The sequence below is a fragment of the Variovorax sp. GW821-FHT09D05 genome (assembly GCF_059416325.1).
In genome coordinates this window covers 191,361-212,845 of the sequence record NZ_JBWKOZ010000002.1, presented here as the reverse complement: position 1 = coordinate 212,845, position 21,485 = coordinate 191,361, and the positions used below count along the sequence as shown (strand labels likewise).

23 protein-coding genes are annotated in these 21,485 nt (G+C 66.3%); 15 read left to right on the top strand and 8 right to left on the bottom strand.

The genetic code is table 11. The annotated features are described in order from the left end of the window. Positions 1-308: 308 nt before the first annotated feature. The gene (gene lysM / locus AC07O3_RS05585) at positions 309-773 is read right to left on the bottom strand and encodes a peptidoglycan-binding protein LysM (protein ID WP_093058701.1); all 465 of its coding nucleotides are present in this window, start codon (positions 771-773) and stop codon (positions 309-311) included. Between the two features lie 134 nt (positions 774-907). Here lysM and AC07O3_RS05580 point away from each other — a divergent pair, with 134 nt between their 5' ends. After that, positions 908-1,693 (top strand): type III pantothenate kinase, encoded by a 786-nt coding sequence (locus AC07O3_RS05580; protein WP_093058702.1) that lies wholly within the window; start codon positions 908-910, stop codon positions 1,691-1,693. 3 nt (positions 1,694-1,696) lie between these two features. On the opposite strand, the gene AC07O3_RS05575 is transcribed toward AC07O3_RS05580, so the two are convergent. The 3 genes from AC07O3_RS05575 to AC07O3_RS05565 are packed head-to-tail and all read right to left on the bottom strand — an operon-like array spanning position 1,697 to position 4,753. Further along, the gene (locus AC07O3_RS05575) at positions 1,697-3,025 is read right to left on the bottom strand and encodes a serine hydrolase domain-containing protein (RefSeq protein WP_495338787.1); all 1,329 of its coding nucleotides are present in this window, start codon (positions 3,023-3,025) and stop codon (positions 1,697-1,699) included. A gap of 26 nt (positions 3,026-3,051) precedes the next feature. Beyond that, complete coding sequence (locus AC07O3_RS05570; RefSeq protein ID WP_495338786.1) at positions 3,052-3,867, bottom strand: crotonase/enoyl-CoA hydratase family protein; 816 nt, start codon at positions 3,865-3,867, stop codon at positions 3,052-3,054. Between the two features lie 37 nt (positions 3,868-3,904). Next, entirely contained in the window at positions 3,905-4,753 is an 849-nt protein-coding gene (locus AC07O3_RS05565) for a 3-hydroxybutyryl-CoA dehydrogenase (RefSeq protein ID WP_093058704.1), read from the bottom strand. 184 nt (positions 4,754-4,937) lie between these two features. Here AC07O3_RS05565 and purT point away from each other — a divergent pair, with 184 nt between their 5' ends. From purT to AC07O3_RS05515, 10 genes are all read left to right on the top strand, one after another. Further along, complete coding sequence (purT, locus tag AC07O3_RS05560) at positions 4,938-6,152, top strand: formate-dependent phosphoribosylglycinamide formyltransferase (protein WP_495338785.1); 1,215 nt, start codon at positions 4,938-4,940, stop codon at positions 6,150-6,152. 63 nt (positions 6,153-6,215) lie between these two features. Then, positions 6,216-7,157, top strand: a complete 942-nt coding sequence (gene lipP1, locus AC07O3_RS05555; protein ID WP_093058706.1) for a LipP1 family hormone-sensitive lipase — start codon at positions 6,216-6,218, stop codon at positions 7,155-7,157. Positions 7,158-7,267: 110 nt separating this feature from the next. Next, positions 7,268-8,098: a helix-turn-helix domain-containing protein gene (locus AC07O3_RS05550; protein ID WP_495338784.1), complete on the top strand. Its 831-nt coding sequence runs from the start codon at positions 7,268-7,270 to the stop codon at positions 8,096-8,098. A gap of 18 nt (positions 8,099-8,116) precedes the next feature. Continuing rightward, positions 8,117-8,992: a branched-chain amino acid ABC transporter permease gene (locus tag AC07O3_RS05545; RefSeq protein ID WP_093058707.1), complete on the top strand. Its 876-nt coding sequence runs from the start codon at positions 8,117-8,119 to the stop codon at positions 8,990-8,992. A gap of 7 nt (positions 8,993-8,999) precedes the next feature. After that, a complete protein-coding gene (locus AC07O3_RS05540; protein ID WP_093058708.1) occupies positions 9,000-10,076 on the top strand; it encodes a branched-chain amino acid ABC transporter permease in 1,077 nt (358 codons plus the stop codon). Further along, positions 10,073-10,891 carry an ABC transporter ATP-binding protein gene (locus tag AC07O3_RS05535; RefSeq protein ID WP_354336764.1) on the top strand — a complete coding sequence of 273 codons (819 nt, stop codon included), beginning with the start codon at positions 10,073-10,075 and terminating at the stop codon, positions 10,889-10,891. The genes AC07O3_RS05540 and AC07O3_RS05535 overlap by 4 nt, the downstream gene beginning before the upstream one ends. 232 nt (positions 10,892-11,123) lie before the next feature. Next, entirely contained in the window at positions 11,124-11,897 is a 774-nt protein-coding gene (locus AC07O3_RS05530) for an ABC transporter ATP-binding protein (protein WP_093058710.1), read from the top strand. A gap of 5 nt (positions 11,898-11,902) precedes the next feature. Continuing rightward, positions 11,903-13,759, top strand: coding sequence for an AMP-dependent synthetase/ligase (locus tag AC07O3_RS05525; RefSeq protein WP_093058711.1), 1,857 nt, complete (start codon positions 11,903-11,905; stop codon positions 13,757-13,759). 34 nt (positions 13,760-13,793) lie between these two features. Then, positions 13,794-14,957, top strand: a complete 1,164-nt coding sequence (locus AC07O3_RS05520; protein WP_093058712.1) for an ABC transporter substrate-binding protein — start codon at positions 13,794-13,796, stop codon at positions 14,955-14,957. 7 nt (positions 14,958-14,964) lie between these two features. Then, positions 14,965-15,426, top strand: coding sequence for an EVE domain-containing protein (locus AC07O3_RS05515; RefSeq protein ID WP_495338783.1), 462 nt, complete (start codon positions 14,965-14,967; stop codon positions 15,424-15,426). Positions 15,427-15,430: 4 nt separating this feature from the next. On the opposite strand, the gene AC07O3_RS05510 is transcribed toward AC07O3_RS05515, so the two are convergent. After that, positions 15,431-16,084 (bottom strand): MarC family protein, encoded by a 654-nt coding sequence (locus AC07O3_RS05510; protein WP_093058714.1) that lies wholly within the window; start codon positions 16,082-16,084, stop codon positions 15,431-15,433. Positions 16,085-16,086: 2 nt separating this feature from the next. After that, positions 16,087-16,833 carry an SDR family oxidoreductase gene (locus tag AC07O3_RS05505; protein ID WP_097197776.1) on the bottom strand — a complete coding sequence of 249 codons (747 nt, stop codon included), beginning with the start codon at positions 16,831-16,833 and terminating at the stop codon, positions 16,087-16,089. 72 nt (positions 16,834-16,905) lie between these two features. On the opposite strand from AC07O3_RS05505, the gene AC07O3_RS05500 reads away from it, so the two are divergent. Beyond that, the gene (locus AC07O3_RS05500; protein ID WP_093058716.1) at positions 16,906-17,511 is read left to right on the top strand and encodes a 2-hydroxychromene-2-carboxylate isomerase; all 606 of its coding nucleotides are present in this window, start codon (positions 16,906-16,908) and stop codon (positions 17,509-17,511) included. A gap of 39 nt (positions 17,512-17,550) precedes the next feature. Then, complete coding sequence (locus AC07O3_RS05495; RefSeq protein WP_495338782.1) at positions 17,551-18,234, top strand: dienelactone hydrolase family protein; 684 nt, start codon at positions 17,551-17,553, stop codon at positions 18,232-18,234. A gap of 52 nt (positions 18,235-18,286) precedes the next feature. Here the strand turns inward: AC07O3_RS05495 and AC07O3_RS05490 are convergent, their stop codons facing one another. Further along, positions 18,287-19,201 carry a LysR family transcriptional regulator gene (locus tag AC07O3_RS05490; protein WP_093180130.1) on the bottom strand — a complete coding sequence of 305 codons (915 nt, stop codon included), beginning with the start codon at positions 19,199-19,201 and terminating at the stop codon, positions 18,287-18,289. Positions 19,202-19,334: 133 nt separating this feature from the next. On the opposite strand from AC07O3_RS05490, the gene AC07O3_RS05485 reads away from it, so the two are divergent. Together AC07O3_RS05485 and AC07O3_RS05480 are read left to right on the top strand one after the other, a co-directional pair. Beyond that, complete coding sequence (locus tag AC07O3_RS05485) at positions 19,335-19,661, top strand: alpha/beta hydrolase (protein ID WP_495338781.1); 327 nt, start codon at positions 19,335-19,337, stop codon at positions 19,659-19,661. Between the two features lie 219 nt (positions 19,662-19,880). Then, a complete protein-coding gene (locus tag AC07O3_RS05480; protein ID WP_093058720.1) occupies positions 19,881-20,249 on the top strand; it encodes a DUF4148 domain-containing protein in 369 nt (122 codons plus the stop codon). An 83-nt stretch (positions 20,250-20,332) separates the two neighbouring features. Here AC07O3_RS05480 and AC07O3_RS05475 read toward each other — a convergent pair whose 3' ends face one another. Further along, positions 20,333-21,484: a magnesium transporter CorA family protein gene (locus AC07O3_RS05475; RefSeq protein WP_495338780.1), complete on the bottom strand. Its 1,152-nt coding sequence runs from the start codon at positions 21,482-21,484 to the stop codon at positions 20,333-20,335. Between the last annotated feature and the right edge of the window lies 1 nt (position 21,485).

The following is a 21,485-nucleotide window of genomic DNA, read 5'->3' as shown; positions in this document are numbered from 1 at the left end:
GGCGCGCTCACGCCGACGGGGTACCTTGCTCCGCGAATGTCCCCCGGCCTTCGGCCTCCTCCTTTATTTCGCTGCGCAAGGCACCCCATCGGCGTGAGCGTTCAGAGCACTGGTTGATCGGCCAGCACCGCAGCCGCGCCCATGTGCGAATGGCACCGGGTGCTCCCCGTAGCGAAATAAAGGAGGAGGCCGAAGGCCGGGGGACATTCGCGGAGGGGAGTACCCGGTGTCATTCGCACGCACCCCGGAAAGAAACAAAAAAGGCCCACCGAAATCGGTAGGCCTTTTGCCGATCGAAGAACGAAAGATCAGCTCAGCGCAGGAATGCGCAACTTCTGCCCCGGATAGATCTTGTCCGGGTGCGTCAGCATCGGCTTGTTGGCCTCGAAGATCGCGTTGTACTTGTTGGCATCGCCGTAGTACTTCTTCGAGATGGCCGACAGCGTGTCGCCCCGTACCACGTCGTGGTACTGCGCGGGCGGCGCGGCCGGAGCGACGAGGTTGTTCTCGACACTTGTCACATTGGCAACGTTGCCAGCGGCCAGCGAGGCTTTCTCGCTGGCTTCCTGCGAGGGCGCCTGGCCGGCAAGAGTGACCACGCCGCTGCTGGCCGTGTAGGTCACCTCGAGGCCCGTTAGGCCCAGGTTCTGCGTCTCGATGTAGGTCTTGATGGCGGCTGCTGCCGCCGCATTGGCGTCGGGCGTGGCGGCTTGCGCCGACGATCCGCCGAACAGTTTCTCGCCCGCCTCCTTGATGAAACTCAGCAATCCCATGGCTTTCTCCTTGTGCGGTGGTGGATGGAATTGGCGAATGTAGCGGCGGAACACCGAGGGCCGGCGTAGGCCCACGCCGCGTGTGTCAGCGACGCGCCAGCAGGAATAGACACAAAGTCGCAATAATCCCGCGCATGTCATCCCCCTTCCTCGCCATCGACATCGGCAACACCCGCCTCAAATGGGCGCTCTACGACTCGGCCCGCCCCGGCGCCGCGTTGCAGGCGCAGGGCGCCGAATTCCTCGACCACATCGAACGGCTGGCCGACGGCCCCTGGGCCGACCTGCCTTCGCCCGGCTCCATGCTGGGCTGCGTGGTGGCTGGCGACGCGGTGCGGCGGCGCGCCGAAGAACAGATCGTCGAGCGCTTCGACTGCACTCCCCGCTGGGTGATGCCCAGCGCTGGCGAGGCCGGCATCGTCAACGGCTACGACCATCCCACGCGCCTGGGTGCCGACCGCTTCGTGGCGATGATCGGCGCGCGCCACCGCATGCTGGCCGAGAGACCGGGGCAGCCGCCGCGGCCGATGGTGGTGGTGCTGATCGGCACGGCCGTGACCGTCGAGGCGATCGACACCGAAGGCAAGTTCCTCGGCGGCCTGATCCTGCCGGGCCACGGCATCATGCTGCGTGCGCTGGAGTCGGGCACGGCGGGGCTGCACGTGCCCACCGGCGAGGTGCGCGAATTTCCCACCAACACCAGCGACGCGCTCACCAGCGGCGGCACCTACGCCATTGCCGGCGCGGTCGAACGCATGGTGCAGCACGTGCGCTCGCACTGCGGCATGGAGCCGGCCTGCTATATGACCGGCGGCGCGGGCTGGAAGATGGCGCCCGTCATGAACGGGCACTTCGAGCTGGTCGAGAGCCTGATCATGGACGGGCTCCTGGTCATTGCCCGCGAGCGGGCATCGGCCTGAGGCTCAGGGGCGCATCAGCGCCTCGGCCATCGCCTGGAACGCGGGCAGCGTCAGCGGATCGTTCGCGCCGTTGGCGGCCACCGGGTGCGCCGCATAGCGAACGATCACCATCTCGGCCTTCGGGTCCACGTAGATGCTCTGGCCGTGGATGCCGCGCGCCATGTATGCACCGTGCGGGTTGTGCGAGACCCACCACATGTCGCGGTACGACCAGCCCTTGAGCAGCGGATAGCCGGCCTTCACGAACTTCGCCGGGTCGCCGCCGCGCTGGATGTCTTCCACCACCGCCTTCGGAATGGCCTGCTGCCCGTTGGGGGCACGGCCGCCGTTGCGCATGGTCTCGCCGAAGCGCGCGAGGTCGCGCAGCACGGTGTTGAGGCCACCGCCGCCCGACTCGGTGCCGATGCGGTCGACCATGAAGTAGGCGTCCTGCTCGGCGCCGATGCGGCGCCAGATTTTCTCGCTCAGCAGATCGGCCAGCGACTGGTTGCTGGCGCGGCGCACGATCCAGGCCAGCACCTCGGCGTTGACGGTCTTGTAGGCGAACGCGTCACCGTGCTCGCCTTCCTTCTTCAGCGTGACCAGGAATTCGTAGAACGACTTGGGGCCGGTGTAGTTCTGGCCCTGGGTGAGCATGCCGCCGGCACGGGCGTAGTCCCAGATCTCGGCCTTGGGGTCGGCGTAGTTCTCGGAGTAGTGCACGCCCACGGTCATGTCCATCACCTGGCGCACGGTGGCGTCGCCGTAGGCGGTGTCCTTGAGCTCGGGGATGTACTTGGTGACCGGCGCGGCCGGGTCGAGCTTGCCCTCGTCAGCGAGGATGGCCGCCAGCGTGCCCACGAAGGACTTGGTGACCGACATCGCGATGTGCGGACGCTCGGCCGTGAGCGCGCCGAAGTACTTCTCGTAGACCACCTTGCCGCGGTGCAGCACCAGGATGCCGTCGGTGTAGGTGCCGGAGATCATCTGGGCGAAGTTGAGCGTCTGGTCGCTGCCCAGGGGTTTGAACGTGACGGCCTCGATCTGGACCGGCGAGGTGCCCGACGGCAGCGGGCTGGCCGCGCCGCTGCCGCGCCACACGTTGGCGGTGGGCACCGTCTCGCGCACGTGCGAGAAGCTCCAGCGCGTGCGCGGAAACACGCCGCCGGCCGGGTTGTCGAAGGTGATGAGCTTGTCGGGCGCTGGCGGAAAGCCCTTCATCCAGCCCAGCGCATCGACCGAGGTGGCCGCGGGGTCTGGCAGCGCGGGGGGCGTGGGCGTCTGGGCGGAGGTTGTGTTCACGGCGAGCAGGGTGAAGGCGGCGGCAAGCGCCGTGCGAATGAAGAGGGACATGTTGTTGTTCTGGATGAAGAAGGGGATCAACGGCCGCTGAACCGCGCCGGGCGGCGCTCGATGAAGGAGCGCACACCCTCGGCGGCATCCTCGCTGTTCGACAGGCGCTTCTGCGTCTCGATGAACTCCGACACCGCTGCCAGCGGCCCCTGCTCGACCGCCTTGATCACATTGAGCCGCGTGGACACGACCGCCAGCGGTGCCTGTGCCGCGATGCGCTGCGCAATGGCCAGCGCCGCGTCGAGCTCCTGCCCGGCCGGCACCACCTTCTGCACGAAGTTGAGGCGATAGGCCTCGGCGCTGTCGAACTCGTCCGCCGTGAGCAGATGCAGCATCGCGTTGCCCACGCCCGCGCGCTCGGCCATGCGCAGCGTGGCGCCGCCCGTGGCCATGATGCCGCGCTGCACTTCCATCTGCGAGAAGCGGCAGTTGTCGGCCGCCACCACGATGTCGGCGCCCAGCATCAGCTCGATGCCCACCGTGAAGCAGATGCCCTTCACCGCCACCACCATCGGCTTGGTGCGGCGGCGGTAGTCGGGCAGGCCGAAGTCGTGCGGCTCCACCATGCCGGCAGGAATGGCCTTCTCGCCGCGCTTCATGTACTCGGTGACCGCCGGCAGGTCGAGGCCCGCCGTGAAGTGGTCGCCGAAGGCATGCAGCACGCCCACGCGCAGGTTCGGGTCGTCGTCGAGCCGGGTGTAGGCCTCGGCCAGCTGCTTGAACATCGGCGGCGTCCAGCCGTTGCGCTTGGCGGGGCGGTTGATGCCGATCAGCAGCACGTGGTCGAGCACCTGGGTGTCGATGCAGCCTTCTGCCGGTGGGGTGGTGGGGGTCGCAGTCATCGGTCTTGTCTACGTGTTGTTGTTATGGCTGCGCGGCTCAGTACGTGTACACGCCGCGGCCGGTCTTGCGGCCGAGCTGGCCGGCTGCCACCATTTCCTTCAGCAGCGGGCAGGGGCGGTACTTGGAATCGCCGAACTGCTCCAGGTACACCTCCATCACGGCCAGGCACACGTCCAGGCCGATCATGTCGGCCAGTGCCAGCGGGCCGATGGGCTGGTTGCAGCCCAGCTTCATGCCGGCATCGATGTCTTCCGCCGTGGCGATGCCCTCGGCCAGCACGAAGAAGGCCTCGTTGATCATCGGCACCAGGATGCGGTTGACCACGAAGCCCGGCGCGTTCTTCACCGTGATCGGCGACTTGCCGAGCGTTTCGGCCAGTGCCTTCACCGCGTCGTGCGTGGCGTCGCTCGTGAGGTAGCCGCGAATCAGCTCCACCAGCGCCATCATCGGCACCGGGTTGAAGAAGTGCATGCCGATGAAGCGGTCGGGGCGCGAGGTGGCGGCCGCCAGTTGCGTGATCGAGATCGACGAGGTGTTCGACGCGATGATCACCTCGGGCGCCAGCATGTCGTCGACCTGCTTGAGGATCTTGAGCTTGAGCGCGTGGTTCTCGGTGGCGGCCTCGATCACCAGCTGCGCGCTCTTCAGGTCTTCGTAGTTGGTCGAGCCCTGGATCAGCGCCAGCGCGGCGGTCTTCTGCTCGGTGGTGAGCTTTTCTTTCTTGATCAGGCGGTCGAGGCTGCCCGACACGGTGGCCAGGCCCTTGTCGACCGCCGCCTGGGCGATGTCGACCATCACCACCTTCACGCCGGCCACAGCGCAGGCCTGCGCGATGCCGTTGCCCATCGTTCCGGCACCGATGATGCCGACAGTCTGGATAGCCATGAGAGAACTCCTTGAAGAAAACAAAAAGGGGGTGCGCGCAGCTGGCGCCACGGCAAAACATCGATTGTGAAGCAGCCCCGCGGCCGCGCCGTTGCCGTGTGCGACACCGGCGGCCCGCCGGTGGCTTACAGTGCGGCGGTTGCTTTTCCCTGCTCGTTTTCCCGCTCTTTTCGACCCTCCGACCATGACCACCCTCGGCACCCCCCTTTCCCCCTCTGCAACCCGCGTGATGCTCCTGGGCTCCGGCGAACTAGGCAAGGAGGTGCTGATCGCCCTGCAGCGCCTCGGCGTCGAGACCATTGCCGTCGACCGCTACGAGAACGCCCCCGGCCAGCAGGTGGCGCACCACGCGCGCACCATCACCATGAGCGACCCCGAGCAGCTGAAAGCGCTGATCGAGGCCGAGAAGCCCATGCTGGTGGTGCCAGAGATCGAGGCCATCGCCACGCCCATGCTGCAGCAGCTCGAAGACGCCGGCGTGGTGCGCGTGATTCCCACGGCCCGCGCCGCCCGCCTGACGATGGACCGAGAAGGCATCCGCCGCCTGGCCGCCGAGACGCTGGGCGTGCCGACCAGCCCCTACAAGTTCTGCGACTCGCTGGCCGAGCTGCAGGCGGCCATCGACGGCGCGGACGGGAAAGGTATTGGCTACCCCTGCATCGTCAAGCCCGTGATGAGCAGCTCCGGCAAGGGCCAGAGCAAGATCGACGGCCCCGCCGACGTGCAGAAGGCCTGGGACTACGCCATGGCCGGCGGCCGCGTGAGCCATGGCCGCGTGATCGTCGAGGGCTTCATCGACTTCGACTACGAGATCACGCTGCTGACCGTGCGCGCCAAGGACGCCGCCGGCGCCGTGGAAACGAAGTTCTGCGACCCCATCGGCCACGTGCAGGTGAGCGGCGACTACGTGGAAAGCTGGCAGCCGCACCCCATGGCGCCCGCCGCGCTGCAGAAGGCGCAGCAGATCGCACAGGCCGTGACGGCCGACCTGGGCGGCCAGGGCCTCTTCGGCGTCGAGCTGTTCGTGAAGGGCGACGAGGTCTGGTTCAGCGAAGTCAGCCCGCGCCCGCACGACACCGGGATGGTCACCATGGCCACGCAGTGGCAGAACGAGTTCGAGCTGCATGCGCGCGCCATCCTCGGCCTGCCGGTCGACACCACGCTCAAGAGCCCGGGTGCCAGCGCGGTGATCTACGGCGGCGTGGATGCCACCGGCATCGCCTTCGACGGCGTGGCCGAGGCGCTGCAGGTGCCTGGCAGTGACATCCGCCTGTTCGGCAAGCCCGAGAGCTTCCTGAAGCGCCGCATGGGCGTGGCGCTGGTGCACGCGGCCGACACCGACACGGCCCGCAAGCTCGCCAAGGAAGCCGCCTCGCGCGTGAAGCCGCGCAAGGCATAGCCAGTTTTCGCAAGCCGCGCCGCAACGGCGCGGGCATGGTCGAGTGGTTCCACCGGAGACACCATGCTGCACCCCCAGGCTCGCGCCTTGCTCGACTTCATCGAGGCGCGCGGCATTCCGCCGACGCACACCCTGTCGCCCGCCGACGCGCGGACCTTCTACCGTGAACGCCGCGTCGCCACGCAGCCGCTGCCGGCCGAAGTGGCCGAGGTGCGCGACCTGGCCGCCGACGGCCCGCACGGCACCATCCCGGTGCGGCTCTACCGGCCGCTCGGCTCTGGCGCAGGCCCGCTGCCGGTGCTGGTGTACTACCACGGCGGTGGCTGGGTCATCGGCGATCTCGATACGCACGACGTGCTGTGCCGCGAGCTGGCCAACGGCGCGGGCTGCGCTGTCGTCGCGGTCGACTACCGCATGGGCCCGGAGCACCGCTTTCCCGCCGCCGTCGACGACGTGCTGGCCGCTACCCGGTGGGTGCGCCGCGAGGCCGCGGCGCTGGGGCTCGATGCGAGCCGGCTCGCAGTCGGCGGCGACAGCGCCGGTGGCAACCTCGCGGCGGTGGTGTCGATCGCTGCGCGCGATGCCGGCGACCTGCCCATTGCCTTCCAGTTGCTGATCTACCCGGCCACCGACATGCGGCGCGGCCATGCCTCGCACCAGACGAACGGCCAGGGCTACCTGCTGACGGCAGACACCATCCGCTACTTCCACGACCACTACATCACCGACCCGGCGCACGACCTCGACTGGCGTGCCTCGCCGCTGTTGCACACCGACCTGTCGAAGCTGCCGCCCGCACTGGTGCTCACGGCCGGCTACGACCCGCTGCGCGACGAAGGGCTGGCCTATGCGGAGGCGCTCACGGCCGCGGGCAACCGCGCCATGTACGTGTGCTTCGAGCGCCAGATCCATGGCTTCGTGCCCATGGGCAAGGTGCTCGACGAGGCCAACACGGCAGTAGCGCTTTGCGCCGCCGAACTGCGCCGCGCACTGGCACCGGCCTAGGGAAAGTCCCCGCGCAAATCGATATCGCGCGGGCGGCTCGCGCCGCTACGATCCAGCCAACAAAGACGCCACCCCGCAGTGGCAGTCCACCGATGCAGGAGACAAACACCATGCAGCGAACGAGGACGACGCCGCCCGAGCGCGGCGCCGCACGGCAGGGGCAACGCCTGATGTGGCTCACGCCGCATCGCGTGTTCTATGCCGGCCTGCTCGGCGCGGCCGCCGAGCGCACGATGGGTGGGCACGGCGTGTACGTGTCGCCCGCCGGCGCGCCGCCCAACCGCATCCGCATCGGCGGCGGGGCGTGGATGACCGGTGAATTCATCGTGGTGCCGCCGCATGTGCTGCACCAGGTGGAGAGTGCGCATCCGCTGATCTTCAACCTGCTGATCGAGTCGGAGTCGGTCGATCCCGCGCGCATGCCGGCCTTCTTGCAGCACTGCGGCCCGGTCGAGGCACCGGCCTTCGTGCAGCGCTTGCGAGAGGCCCATGCGCACCTGCTGGCGGCCTCGGCGCGCGGCATGAGCTTCGAGGGCTTCGACTTCGATGCGATGTTCTTCGGCGAAGCGCTGGCGCCGCGCGCGCTCGATGCGCGCATCCGCAAGGTGGCCGACGCCATCAACGCCGACCCCGCGACGCCGATGTCGGCCGAGGAGTGCGCCGCCTCGGTGCACCTGTCTTTCTCGCGCTTCCTGCACTTGTTCAAGCAGGAAACGGGCATGGCCTTTCGCGCCTTCCGCGCATGGAAGCGTGCGCGCAGCCTGCTGCGCTACGTGCAACAGGGCAGCACGCTGACCGACATCGCGCTCGACACCGGCTACCCCGACTCGACGCACTTCAGCCACTCGATCCGCCAGGTCTACGGCCTCAAGCCCAGCGACATCGTGGCCGGCTCACGCCGCCTCGCGCTGCATGACGCGGCCGGCGGCTTCAGGCAGTAGGCGCGGCGCAGGGGCCCCATGCAGATCCTTCAACTCCTGCTGTCGGGCATTGCGCAAGGTTGCATCTACGGCCTGATCGCGCTGGGCTTCGTGCTGATCTACAAGGCCACCGAGACGGTGAGCTTCGCGCAGGGCGACCTGATGATGCTCGGTGCCTTCGGCGCGTTCGCGGGCATGTCGCTGTTCGGCATGCCGTTCTGGCTCGCGGCGATCTTCGCGGTGGTGGCGATGGCGGCCTTCGGTGTGCTGCTCGAACTGGTGGTGATACGGCCCATCCTCGGGCAGCCGCAGTTCTCCATCGTGATGCTGACCATCGGCATCGCCTACGTGGCGCGGGGGCTCATCACCATGGTGCCGGGCATCGGCACCGAAACCCACACGCTGGCCGTGCCCTACAAGGACCAGATCTGGAAGCTGGGCGAGCTGGTGGTCAACCTGGAGCAGCTGGCGATCATCATCGCCACGGCCATCCTGTGCGGGCTGCTGTTCGCGATGTTCCGCTACAGCAAGCTGGGCATCGCGATGCAGGCCTCGTCGCAGAACCAGCTGGCGGCCTACTACATGGGCATTCCGGTGAAGCGGCTCAACGGGCTGGTGTGGGGGCTCGCGGCGGCGGTCGCGGCCATTGCGGGCATGCTGCTGGCACCCATCACCTTCGTGCACGCGAACATGGGCTTCATCGGGCTGAAGGCTTTTCCGGCGGCGGTGGTGGGGGGCTTCGGCAGCCTGCCGGGTGCCATCGTCGGCGGGCTGGTGATCGGCATCGTCGAGTCGTTCGCGGGCTTCTACCTGCCCGACGGTTTCAAGGACACAGCACCGTACATCGTGGTGCTGCTGATGCTCATGATCAAGCCGAACGGTCTGTTCGGCGAGAAGCTGCGCAAGAAGGTGTAAGTCTCATATGCGCTTCATCTTCAAGACCAGCTACGACCAGGACATCCGGCTCGCACGCCACGGTGGGCATGTGTTCTGGTATGGCTTGCTCATTGCGTTCCTCATCGTCGCGCCGTGGGTCATCGACGAGTACTGGCTGGCGCAGCTGACCTTCGTGCTGATCTACGGGATCGTCGGGTTGGGGTTGATGCTGCTGGCCGGCTTCACGGGGCAGTTTTCCATCGGGCATGCGGCGTTCCTCGGCACGGGTGCGTACACGCAGGGCGTGCTGACGAATCTCGGCGTGCCATTTCCGCTGGCGCTGGTGGCGGCTGCTGCGTTGTCGGCGGCGGTGGGCGTGGTGGTCGCGCTGCCAGCGTTGCGCGTGAAGGGCATCTACCTCGGCATTGCGACGCTGTCGTTCGGCTTCATCGTCGAGGAAGTGTTCGCGCGGTGGGAGAGCGTGACGGGCGGCAATGCGGGGCTGCACGTGAAGTCGCCGCAGCTCTTCGGCTGGTCGCTGGGCTCGGGCGACGGGTTCTACTTTCTGTGCCTGGTGGTGGCGGTGCTGAGCACGCTGGGCATCCTGAACCTGCTGCGCTCGCCGACGGGGCGGGCCTTCGTCGCGATTCGTGATTCGGAAATTTCGGCGCAGAGCATGGGCATTCACCTCGCGCGCTACAAGACGATGTCGTTCGCGATCTCGGCCGCGCTCGCGGGGCTGGGCGGGGCGTTGTATGCGCACAAGCTCAGCTTCATCTCGCCGGACCAGTTCAGCATCCTGCAGTCCATCGACCTGCTGCTGATGGTGGTGATCGGCGGGCTCGGTTCGGTGCACGGCGCGTTCCTGGGGGCGATCTTCCTGATCGCGATGCCGCAGCTGATCTCCATTGGCAAGGACTGGCTGCCGGCGGTCATCGGCCAGGCGCCGGGGTTGCAGGGTCTGGTGTATGGCGTGGTGCTGATCGCCTTCGTGCTGTTCGAGCCGCTGGGGCTGTACGGACGCTGGCTGAAGATCCGCACCTGGCTGCAGCTGTTTCCGTTCTACCGCAGGGGGCTGTTCAAGCGGCAGAAGTCGTTCACCAAGTCGGACCGGTTGCGATGAACGGCGACATTCTTCTCTCCGCGAAAGAGCTGAGCGTGCGCTTCGGCGGTGTGCTCGCGGTCAACAAGGTGAGCTTCGACGTGCGGCGTGGTGAGGTGTTCACGCTGATCGGCCCGAACGGTGCGGGCAAGACGACGGTGTTCAACCTGATCAGCCGCATCTACACGCCGACCACGGGCGAGATCACGTGGCATGGAGAGGAGGGCGGCCCGATTGCGCTGACGCAGCAGGCGCCGCATGCGATTGCTGCGCTGGGCATCGCGCGTACTTTCCAGAACATCGAGTTGTTCGAGCATGCGACGGTGTTGCACAACCTGCTGATCGGTCGCCACACGCACCGGCAGACGGGGTTCTGGAGCGAGGTGTTCTTCACGCCCGCCACGCGGCGAGCAGAGATTGCTGCGCGCGAGAAGGCGGAGCAGGTGATCGAGCTGCTGGATCTTCAGCATCACCGCGATTCGATGGTGGCGGGGCTGCCCTACGGCGTTCGCAAGGTGGTGGAGCTGGCGCGTGCGTTGTGCACGGAGCCGAAGTTGCTGCTGCTCGATGAGCCGTCTTCAGGCCTCAATGTTGAAGAGACTGCGGATATGGCGTTCTGGATTCAGGACATTCAGCATGAGCTGGGGGTGTCTGTCTTGATGGTCGAGCATGACATGTCGCTTGTTTCCAAAGTGTCTGATCGCGTGCTCGCTATGAACATGGGCGAAGTGCTGGCTACTGGGTCGCCTCGCGAGGTGCAGGCGGATTCGCGTGTTGTCGAGGCTTATCTTGGGACTGTGGATGACGTGAGCAGTTTGAGGAGGGCGGCGGCATGAGTGCTTCGTTCGCTACCTCCTTGGGGGCGCCCGGTATGCGGTGCGGCGCGGTCGCCCCCACCATGCCGGCCCTTCGGGCTCCCTTGCGGTGCTCGCCTTCCGCGGGGTCCCGCCCAAACTCGCTTCGCTCAAACAAGGGCGGGCCCTTGTCCGCGGAAAGCTGCGCTCCTCAGCGGCACAGAGGGGGCGCCCACACCGCACCGCACACCGGGCTTCGGCAAGGAGCCCATGCATGAGCGACGCAGTACTCCAACTCCTGAACGTGGAAAGCGCCTACGGCCCCATCAAGGCGATAAGAGGCGTGAGCCTGAAAGTCCGTCAGGGCGAAATAGCGACGGTGCTCGGCTCCAACGGCGCGGGCAAGACAACGATCCTCAAGACCATCTCCGGAATCATCGACCCCCGCAAGGGCAGCATCGAATTCCAGGGCAAGGACATCACCGCCAAGGACCCGGCCTACATCGTCCAGCAGGGACTGAGCCATGTGCCCGAGGGGCGCGAGGTGTTTCCGCTGCTGTCGGTGAAGGACAACCTGCTGATGGGCGCCTACACCCGCAAGGACCGCGACGGCGTGGCGCGCGACATGGAGACGGTCTACACCTACTTCCCCATCCTGCGCGAACGGGCCACGCAGGACGCGGGCCTGCTGTCGGGTGGCCAGCAACAGATGCTGGCCATCTCGCGCGCGATCATGGCCGCGCCGCATCTCATTCTTCTGGACGAGCCCAGCCTTGGCCTGAGCCCGAAGCTGACGAAGGAGATCTTCGAGATCGTCGTGCGCATCAATCGCGAACGCGGCACCACGATCTTGCTGGTCGAGCAGAACGCCAACATGGCGCTCAACGCGGCCGACCATGGCTACGTGCTCGAGAACGGCCGCATCGTGATGGAAGACTCCTGCGAACGCCTGAGGGAGAAGGAAGACATCAAGGAGTTCTACCTCGGCGTGAAAGATGACGGCGTGCGCGGCGAGCGGCGCTGGAAAAAGAAAAAGACCTGGAGGTAGCCACCATGCAAGGACTCTGGGAACTCAACACATTCGAACCCCGGCTCGACATCGTCGTGCCCGGCGACACCATTCCCGCGATGTTCTGGAATGCCGTGAAGCAGCGCGGCGACAACATCTGGATGCGGCAGAAGGAGCTGGGCATCTGGCGCAGCTGGAGCTGGCACCAGACGGCCGACGCGGTGCGCGAGATCGCGGCCGGGCTGCAGGCCATTGGCTTTGCGCCGGGCGAGTGCGCGTCGATTTTGTCGAACACCGTCATCGAATGGGTGCTCGCCGACCTGGCTGTGCTCAGCTGCGGTGGTGTGTCCAACGGCATCTATCCGACCGACGCGGCTTCGCAGGTGCACTATCTTTGCGAAGACTCGCGCACCACCGTGCTTTTCGTTGAAGACGACGAGCAACTCGACAAGGCGCTCGAAGTGCGCGCCGGCCTGCCGGGCCTGCGCTGCGTGATCGTGTTCGACATGGAAGGCCTGCGCGACCTCGACGATGCGGCGGTGATGAGCCTCGACGCGCTGCGCACCCTCGGCCGCGCGCACCTGGCCGCAGACCCGCAGGCCGTCGAGCGCACGGTGGCCGCCTGCCGGCCCGAAGACCTCGCCATCCTCGTCTACACCTCGGGCACCACCGGCAAGCCCAAGGGCGCGATGCACAGCCATGCGGGGCTCGTTTACACCGCGCGCGGCTACAACACGCTCATCGCGCAGGACGAGAGGGACGAGCGCATGTGCTTCCTGCCGCTGTGCCACATCGCAGAGCGCATGGGCGGCGAGTACTTCGCGATGTATACCGGCTCGATCCTCAACTTTGTCGAGAACCCCGAGACGGTGCCCGAGAACGTGCGCGAGATCGCGCCCACCGTGTTCACGGCAGTGCCGCGCGTGTGGGAGAAGTTCTATTCGGGCGTGATGATCGCGCTGAAGGAGGCCAGCCCGCTGCAGCAGGCCGCCTACAAGTGGAGCATTGGCGTGGGCGAGGAGATCGCCAATCGCGTGCTGGCGGGCGAAGACGTCGGCCCGGTGCTGAAGTTCAAGTTCAGGCTGGCGCGCGTGCTGGCGCTGGACAACGCGCGCAAGCTCATCGGCATTCACCGGTCGCGCTTCCTGGTGACGGGCGCGGCGCCCATTTCGCCCGAGCTGGTCAAGTGGTACCTCGCGCTCGGCGTGCCGATGCTGGAGGTGTGGGGCATGACGGAGTCGTGCGGCGCTTCTACCGCCGTGCCGGCCACGCGCATCAAGCCGGGCTCGATCGGGCCGGCCACGGGCTACAACGAGGTGCGCATCGACGCTGCCACCAGCGAAATCCTGGTGCGCGGCCCCAATGTCTTCATGGGTTACCTCAACCTGCCCGAGAAGACCGCCGAGACCATCGACGCCGAAGGCTGGCTGCACACCGGCGACGTGGGCGTGATGGACGAGGACGGGTATTTCCGCATCACCGACCGGATGAAAGACATCATCATCACGGCGGGTGGGAAGAACGTGACGCCGAGCGAGCTGGAGAACGAGCTCAAGTTCAGCCTCTACATCACCGATGCCGTGGTCATCGGCGACAAGAAGCCCTACCTCACGGTGATCGTCATGATCGACCAGGAGAACGTCGAGAAGTTTGCGCAGGACCACGACGTGCCGTTCAGCAACTACGAGAGCCTGACGCGCACGAAGGAAGTGCAGGATTTGATCCAGGGCGAGATCGATCGCGTCAACGCCAGGTTTGCGCGCGTCGAGCAGATCAAGAAGTTCTTTCTGCTTGAAACGCAGCTCAGCGCCGAGGACGAGGAGCTCACGCCCACGATGAAGCTCAAGCGCAAGCTGGTGCAGACCAAGTACGCCGAGCGCATAGAAGCCATGTACCGGTGATTCGTTTTTTTCGTCAACCCGAGGAGACAACCGCATGAAGCTCAAGACACTGACGACGCTGGCCGTGCTGGGCCTGATCGCGACGCTTGCGTCCGCTCAGCAGCAGGGCGTGAGCAAGGACGAGATCCGCATCGGCACCATCCAGGACCTGTCGGGTCCGCTCGCGGGCTTCGGCAAGCAGGCGCGCAACGGCATGCAGCTGCGGGTGGACGAGCTCAACGAGCAAGGCAGCCTCAACGGCCGCAAGCTCAAGCTGTTCGTCGAAGACTCGGGATACGACCCGAAGAAGGCGGTGCTGGCTGCACAGAAGCTGGTGAACCAGGAAAAGATCTTCATCATGGCCGGCCACATCGGCACGGCGCAGAACATGGCGGCGATGCCGGTGCAGTTCGACAAGAACGTCGTCAACTTCATGCCCATTACCGCGGCGCGCGAAATGTACGAGCCGCTGAACCGGCTGAAGTATTCGTTCGCGGCCACCTACTACGACCAGATCCGCCTGGCCCTGCCGAAGATGATCAAGGACAAGGGCGCCAAGAAGGTCTGCACCATCTACCAGGACGACGAGTTCGGGCTCGAGGTGCAGCGCGGCGCAGAGGCGGGCCTGAAGGCCGCGGGCATGGAGCTGGCCGAGAAAACCTCGTTCAAGCGCGGCGCCACCGACTTCAGCTCGCAGGTCGCGAAGATGAAGGCAGCCAACTGCGACCTCGTGGTGCTCGGCACCATCATCCGCGAGACCATCGGCACCGTGGGCGAGTCGCGCAAGACCGGCTTCAACCCGACCTTCCTGGGTTCGAGCGCGTCCTACACCGACCTGATCCACAAGCTGGGCGGCAAGGCGATGGACGGCGTCTACGCCACCATGACGGTGCAGAACCCCTACACGGACGAGCAGTCGCAGCCGCTGCGCTTCTGGGCCAACAAATACAAGACCAAGTTCAACGAAGACCCGACGGTGTTCTCGGTGTACGGTTACGTGATCATCGATTCGTTCATCAAGGCGGCGACCAAGGCCGGCCCGAACCTCACGACCGACAGCTTCATCAAGGCCATGGACAGCATGACCTTCGAGCCCGACATGTTCGGCAGCCCCAAGAGCAGCTACACGGCCACCAAGCGCCTGGGCAACGACCAGTCACGCCTGTCGCAGATCAAAGACGGCAAGTGGGTCGTGGTTTCGGACTATGTGACACCATGACGGGACCATGCCCAATTACTGGTTGATGAAATCCGAGCCCGACGAGGTCTCGATCGACGATGCACTCGCCGCACCCGGCGCCACTGTGGCGTGGACCGGCGTGCGCAACTATCAGGCACGCAACTTCATGCGCGACGGCATGAAGGTCGGCGACGGCGTGCTGTTCTATCACTCGAGCTGCCCGGAGCCGGGCATTGCCGGCATTGCGCGAGTGGCCTCGGGCATCAAGGCCGATCCGACGCAGTTCGACGCGAAGTCGCCCTACTACGACGCAGGCTCGAAGAAGGACGACCCGCGCTGGCTGCTGGTCGACGTGCAGGCGGTGCGCAAGACGCGGCTGCTGGCGTTGCCAGAGCTGCGCGCAAAGCCCGAATTGGCCGAGCTGATCGTGCTGCGCAAGGGCAACCGGCTGTCGATCACGCCGGTGGAGCCGGCGCACTGGAAGATCATCGAGAAGATGCTGGCCTGACGGCTCAGCCGATCTTGTTCAGGATCGGGAACAGCTTGCCCAGGCCGTCGGCCATCACCTCGACCGCGAGCGCGGCGAGGATCAGCCCCATCAGCCGCGTCATGATGTTGATGCCGGTCTTGCCGAGCACGCGCGCGATCGGCTGCGCGAGCGAGAAGGCCAGGGCGGTTGCCAGCGCCACCACCACGCCATAGCCCACCAGAATTGCAAGCTCCCACAGGTGCTGCGCCTTGTCGGCGTAGATGACCACGGTGGAGATGGTGGCCGGGCCGGTGAGTAGCGGAATGGTGAGCGGCACCACCGCGATCGACGCGCCCATCGACGCCTTCACCTCGGTCGCGCGCAGCTCCTCGACGTTGGTCTTGCTCTCGGCCGGCTGGGCGTTGAGCATCGACAGAGAGCTCATGAGCAGCAGCAGGCCGCCACCGACCTGGAAGCTCGCGATGGAAATGCCGAAGAAGGACAGCAGCTGCAGGCCCAGCAGCGCGCTCACCGCGATGACCACGAACGCGCTGAAGGCCGACATGCGCACCGTGTGGCGGCGCTGCGCGTCGCTGTAGCCCTGCGTGTAGTGGATGAAGAAGGGCACGATGGCCAGCGGGTTGACGATGGCCACCAGCGTCACCAGCGGCTTGATCAGGTCCATGGAAGTGCTCATGGTCAGCGGCCTCCAGTGACGTCGAGCAGGGCCATGGTGGTGTAGCTGGCCTCCGGCGAGAGCAGCCACAGGATGGCGCCGGCGATCTCGTCGGCGCTGCCGGTGCGCTGCATGGGCACGGTGGGCGCGAGGTCGAAGGCGCGGTCGGGCATGCCGCCGGAGGCGTGGATCTCGGTGTCGATCAGGCCGGGGCGCACCGCGTTGACGCGGATGCCTTCGGCGGCCACTTCCTTGGCCAGGCCGATGGTGAAGGTGTCGATGGCGCCCTTGCTGGCGGCGTAGTCGACGTACTGGTCGGGCGAACCCAGCCGCGCAGCGCCGCTGGAAATGTTGACGATGGCGCCACCCGTGCCGCCGTACTTGGTGCTCATGCGCCGCACGGCCTCGCGCGCGCAGATGAAGCTGCCGATCACGTTGATGCGGAACATGCGCTCCAGCCGCGCCACGCTCATGTCGGCGACGCGCGCCTGCACGTCGACCACGCCGGCGTTGTTGACCAGCGCCGTGAGACGGCCGAACCTTGCGTCGACCTTCTGGAACATGGCTAGCACCTGCGCCTCGTCGCCCACATCGGCCTGCACCGCCATGGCGGCGCCGCCGTTTGCGCGGATGGTGCGCACCACCTCGTCGGCGGCCAGCGAATTGCTGGCGTAGTTGACGGCCACCGCATAGCCGCGCTGCGCGGCGAGCAGGGCGGTGGCGGCGCCGATGCCGCGGCCGCCGCCCGTGATCAAGAGCACCTGGTCCAAAACCTACCTCCTGCAGAGAAACTGCGTGTCAGTTAAAACCGTCGGCTTGGATTACATCATTGGGGCACGCGCATGAGCACCAGCAAGACGATTGACTACTACTTTGCGCCACAGAGCCCGTGGACCTATCTGGGGCATTCCCGCTTTGCGGCGATTGCTGCGGCCGCGGGCGCCACGGTGCGCGTGCGGCCTATCGACATGGGCAGCGTGTTTCCTGTGTCCGGCGGGTTGCCGCTGGGCAAGCGCGCGCCGCAGCGGCAGGCCTACCGGCTGGTCGACCTCGCGCGCTATTCGAGCTATCTCGGCCTGCCGCTGAACGTCAAGCCGAAGTTCTTCCCGGTGGCCAGCGACGACGCGGCGCGGGTCATCATCGCGGTCGACATGCATGACGGCACCGAGGCTGCCATGCGCATGTGCGAGGCGGTGTTCGCGGCCGTGTGGGTGCAGGAGCGCAACATCGGCGACCCGAAGGTGCTCGATTCGCTGATCGTCGAGTGCGGGCTGTCGCCCAAGCGTGGCGAGCAGTCGCTGAGCCAGGCGGTCCAGGAGCGCTACGAGGCCTACACGCAGGAGGCCATCGACATTCAGGTGTTCGGTGCGCCCAGCTACGTGATCGACGGCGAAATTTTCTGGGGGCAGGACCGTCTCGACTTCGTCGAACGGGCGCTGCGCCCATAACCCGGCACTTACTTATTTGCCATCAAGGAGCAAGACAACATGGGTCAATTCATCGATCTCAAGGCCAAGGACGGCTTCACCTTCCCCGCCTACGTGGCCGAACCGGCGGGCAAGCCGCGCGGCGCGGTGGTCGTGGTGCAGGAAATCTTCGGCGTGAACTCGCACATCCGCTCGGTGGCCGACGGCTATGCGGCCGAGGGCTACCTGGCCGTGGCGCCGTCGACCTTCCAGCGCGTCAAGCCGGACGTGGAACTGGGCTACTCGGACGACGACATGAAGAACGGCTTCGGCCTGAAGACCGCTGTCGAGGCGCTGCCGGTGCCGGGCGTGCTGCAGGACATCGAAGCGTCGATCGCCTACGCGTCGAAGGCTGGCAAGGTCGGCATCGTGGGCTACTGCTGGGGCGGCCTGCTGGTGTGGCGCTCGGCGGCGCTGCTGCCGGGCCTGGCTGCAGCCGCGCCTTACTACGGCGGCGGCATGACCTCGCCGGAAGAAACGGCGCGCCAGCCCAAGGTGCCGGTGCTCGCGCACTTCGGCAACCAGGATCACTGGATTCCGCTGGACACCATCGAGTCGTTCAAGAAGGCGCACCCGGAGGTGGAAGTGCATGTGTATCCGGTCGGCCACGGTTTCAACTGCGACCAGCGCGGCTCGTACAACGCCGACGCGGCCAAGCTGGCGCGCGAGCGCACGCTGGCGTTCTTCGCGAAGCATCTCGCCTGAGCCTGCGTTCGTCCTCCAATGAAAAAACCCGGCACTGCCGGGTTTTTTCATTTCATGAATGGCTCGGCTTGCGTGCCGTGGCGCCCGGGCCGACCCGGGTCTGAAGGAAGTCGAGCAGCGCGCGCAGTGCGGCGCTGTTGTGACGCCGCTGCAGGTAGGCGGCCGACAGCCACACGTCCTTGCGCGCGTAATCCTGCAGCACGGGCACCAGTTCGCCGTGGTCGAGGTGCGATTGCACGAGGATCGACGGCAGGTAGATCACGCCGAAGCCATGCATGGCCACGCGGATCAGCGGCGCGCCTTCGGTGCAGTCCATGCGGCTTTTCACCGGTACGTCGATCGGCGTGCCGTTGTCGTCGAAGCGCCACGCCGGCTGCTGGCCCTGCGCCGAGAACGTGAGCGCGTCGTGGCCCGACAGGTCGCGCGGATGCTCGGGCTTGCCGTGCTTCTTCCAGTAGACCGGCGAGGCGCAGACCACCATGTTCATGAGCCGCAGCTTGCGCACGATCAGGTTCGCGTCCTCGATGGGGCCGCTGCGCAGTTCGACGTCGATGCCTTCCTCGGCGAGGTCGACGGCCCGGTTGGTCAGCTGCAGGCTGATCGTCACGTCGGGGTAGTAGCGCATGAAGTCGGCCAGCAGGTTCGGAAACTCGCCGCTGCCCATGCCGTGCGGGGCCGAGATGCGCAGCCGCCCGCCGGGCTGGCTGGCGCGGTCCTGCAGCTCGGACTGGGTCAGTTCGACCATCTCTAGCATCGGGGTGCTGCGGTCCAGCAGCAGCTGGCCGGCATCGGTGAGGCTCACGGAACGGGTGGAGCGGTTGAGAAGGCGCACGCCGAAGCGGGTTTCCAGCTCGGCCACATACTTGCTGACAGTGGCCTTCGACATGTCGAGCCTCTTGGCTGCCTGGGAAAAGCTGCCGTGCGAGGCGACTTCCCGGAAGGTTCTGATCAGATCGAGACTGTCCATGTGAATGAGTCCATTGTTTCCGTTTTGGGAACGCGATGGTTCGATTCTCCCGGGTTTTTCCTAACCAGCTTGGGCGACACTTCGGTTACTCGCCGACGTCGCCAGCCCGGTTGGACCGTTGGAAGGAACTGAAATGAAGACCCCGAACATCATTGCCGCTGCCGTCCTGTTGTTGCTCGCAGCCTCCGGCGTGCAGGCGCAGGGCTTCGAGCCGGTGCAGCCGCTCGAGGCCGTCACCAGCCGCAGCGATGTGGTGGCCGGCGCCGATGCTGCGGCGCGCGGTGGCAATGTCTACGGCGACGTCGTGGCGGCGCCGCTGGTCTCGCGGCCGAGTTCGCTCGACCGGGCGTCGGTCCGCGCCCAGGCCGTGGCTGCCGCCCACGCGCCGAACCAGAACCTGGACCGCCGCGCCTTCGTCAACAGCGAAGTGCAGCCGCAGTTCCAAGCCTCGCAGCGATAAGCCGGAAGTCTTCTCCTGCAAGGCCGGGCCGGTGCAAACCGGGCCCGGCTTTTTTCTGCTGGCATGCCTTGATGTCGGCATTGTTTCAATAGAGGAAACACCGTGTCTCTGAACAGAGTGTTTTGGCATGGCAGTTCGCCCGGAAACTCGCCGCACAGGCAAGCGAACCAGCAAGCCTGGTGGACGAACCATCCAACGAACATCCTAGGAGAACTGAATATGAAGACCTCGCAAATCCTCGCCGCTGCCGCCCTGACCCTGCTGGCTGCCGTTGGCGCCCAAGCCGAAACGTACCAAGGCGTGAACACCGCCGTCTCGACCAAGAGCCGTGACGAAGTCAACGCCGAAGCCGTGCGCGCCGCATCGGCTCCGAACCAGAACGTGACCCGCGGTTCGCGCGGCCCGGAAACGGTCGCCGTGTCGAAGGACCGCGCAATCGTCCAAGCCGAAGCCGTTCGCACCTCCTACGCTCCCGACCAGAACGTGACTGGCGGCTCGCGCGTCAACAGCCGCGTCATCTCGACCATGCAAAACCCGATGGACGCTCGCGTTCAGGCCGAGCAGGGTTCGGGCGCTGTCGCCAAGTAATTGAAGCGGTCCCTCGGGGCCGTCGAAATGCAAAAGGGCCACGCGAAAGCGTGGCCCTTTTTCTTTGGTTGGCGATCCCGGGATCAGCGCGTACGCGCGAGATAGCGCTTGCGCCAGAAGATCAGCACCAGCACCACCGCGATGACCAGCATCGACGTCATCGCGATCCAGAAGCCGTCTGCCTTGTGCACCAGCGGGATGAATTCGAAGTTCATGCCGAAGATGCCCGCGATGAGGTTCAGCGGCAGGAACACGGCGGTGAGCACCGTCAGCACCCGCATGATGTCGTTGGCGCGGTGGCCCTGGACGCTGAAGTGCATCTGCACTGCAGTCTCGGCGTTCTGCTCCAGCCGGTGCACGTGGTGCACCACGCGCTCGATGTGCTCGAGCACGTCGCGGCTGCGGATCATGATGAGTTCACGCTCGCGCTGCTCCGTCTCGCCCTTGGGCACGGGGAGCGTCTCGAGCGAGTCGATCCAGTCCTGCATGGCGGCGCGCTGGTCTTCGCAGATCTCGTCCAGGTGATGCAGCGATTGGCGTGCCTCCATCAGCGCACCCCAGTTGGTGAAGCGGCTGCGCGGGTCGATCAGCTCGGTCTGCCAGTGATCGAGCTGCTTGGTGAGTTCGCGCCGCAGGTCGAGGTAGCCGTCGACGATCTGGTTGATGACGCGCAGCATCAGGTCCGAAGGGCTGGTCGGCAGGCGGGCCGAGGTGGCGCGCACGTCGAGCGCAGGGGCGCCGCGGTCGTCGGGCGAGGCGGCCGCCAGCAGGCGCGTGGCGAAGGCGTCGCGCACCGCGCCGTCTTCCGGGTGCACCGACAGCAGCACGCGGTCGAACACCGTAAAGCCCACCGGGCGGGTGTCGACGCGGCGCAGCACGGGCGGGCCGCTGCGGGGCAGGGGCGGGGCCTCGCTGCCATTGCCCTTGCCGTTGCCCAGCGCCGCCTGGCCCTGTCCGTTGGCCAGTCGCCGGAACACCAGCACGTCGTATTGCGAGGTGTAGTCGTAGTGGGAGGGCAACTGGTCGTTGAGCAGGTCGGCCACGTGCAGGTCGACCAGTTGCGTGAGGCACAGCGTCTGCAGGATCTGCTGCACCTCGGCCAGCGAGGCCCGGAATTCCTCGCGTGTGAGCGAGATCCAGAGGTAGCCTCCGGTGCCGCACGCTCCCGGTACGGTCAGCGGCGCCAGCGCGGCGTGCTCGCTGACCTGCGAGCGGGTGATTTCGAAGATGCGCATG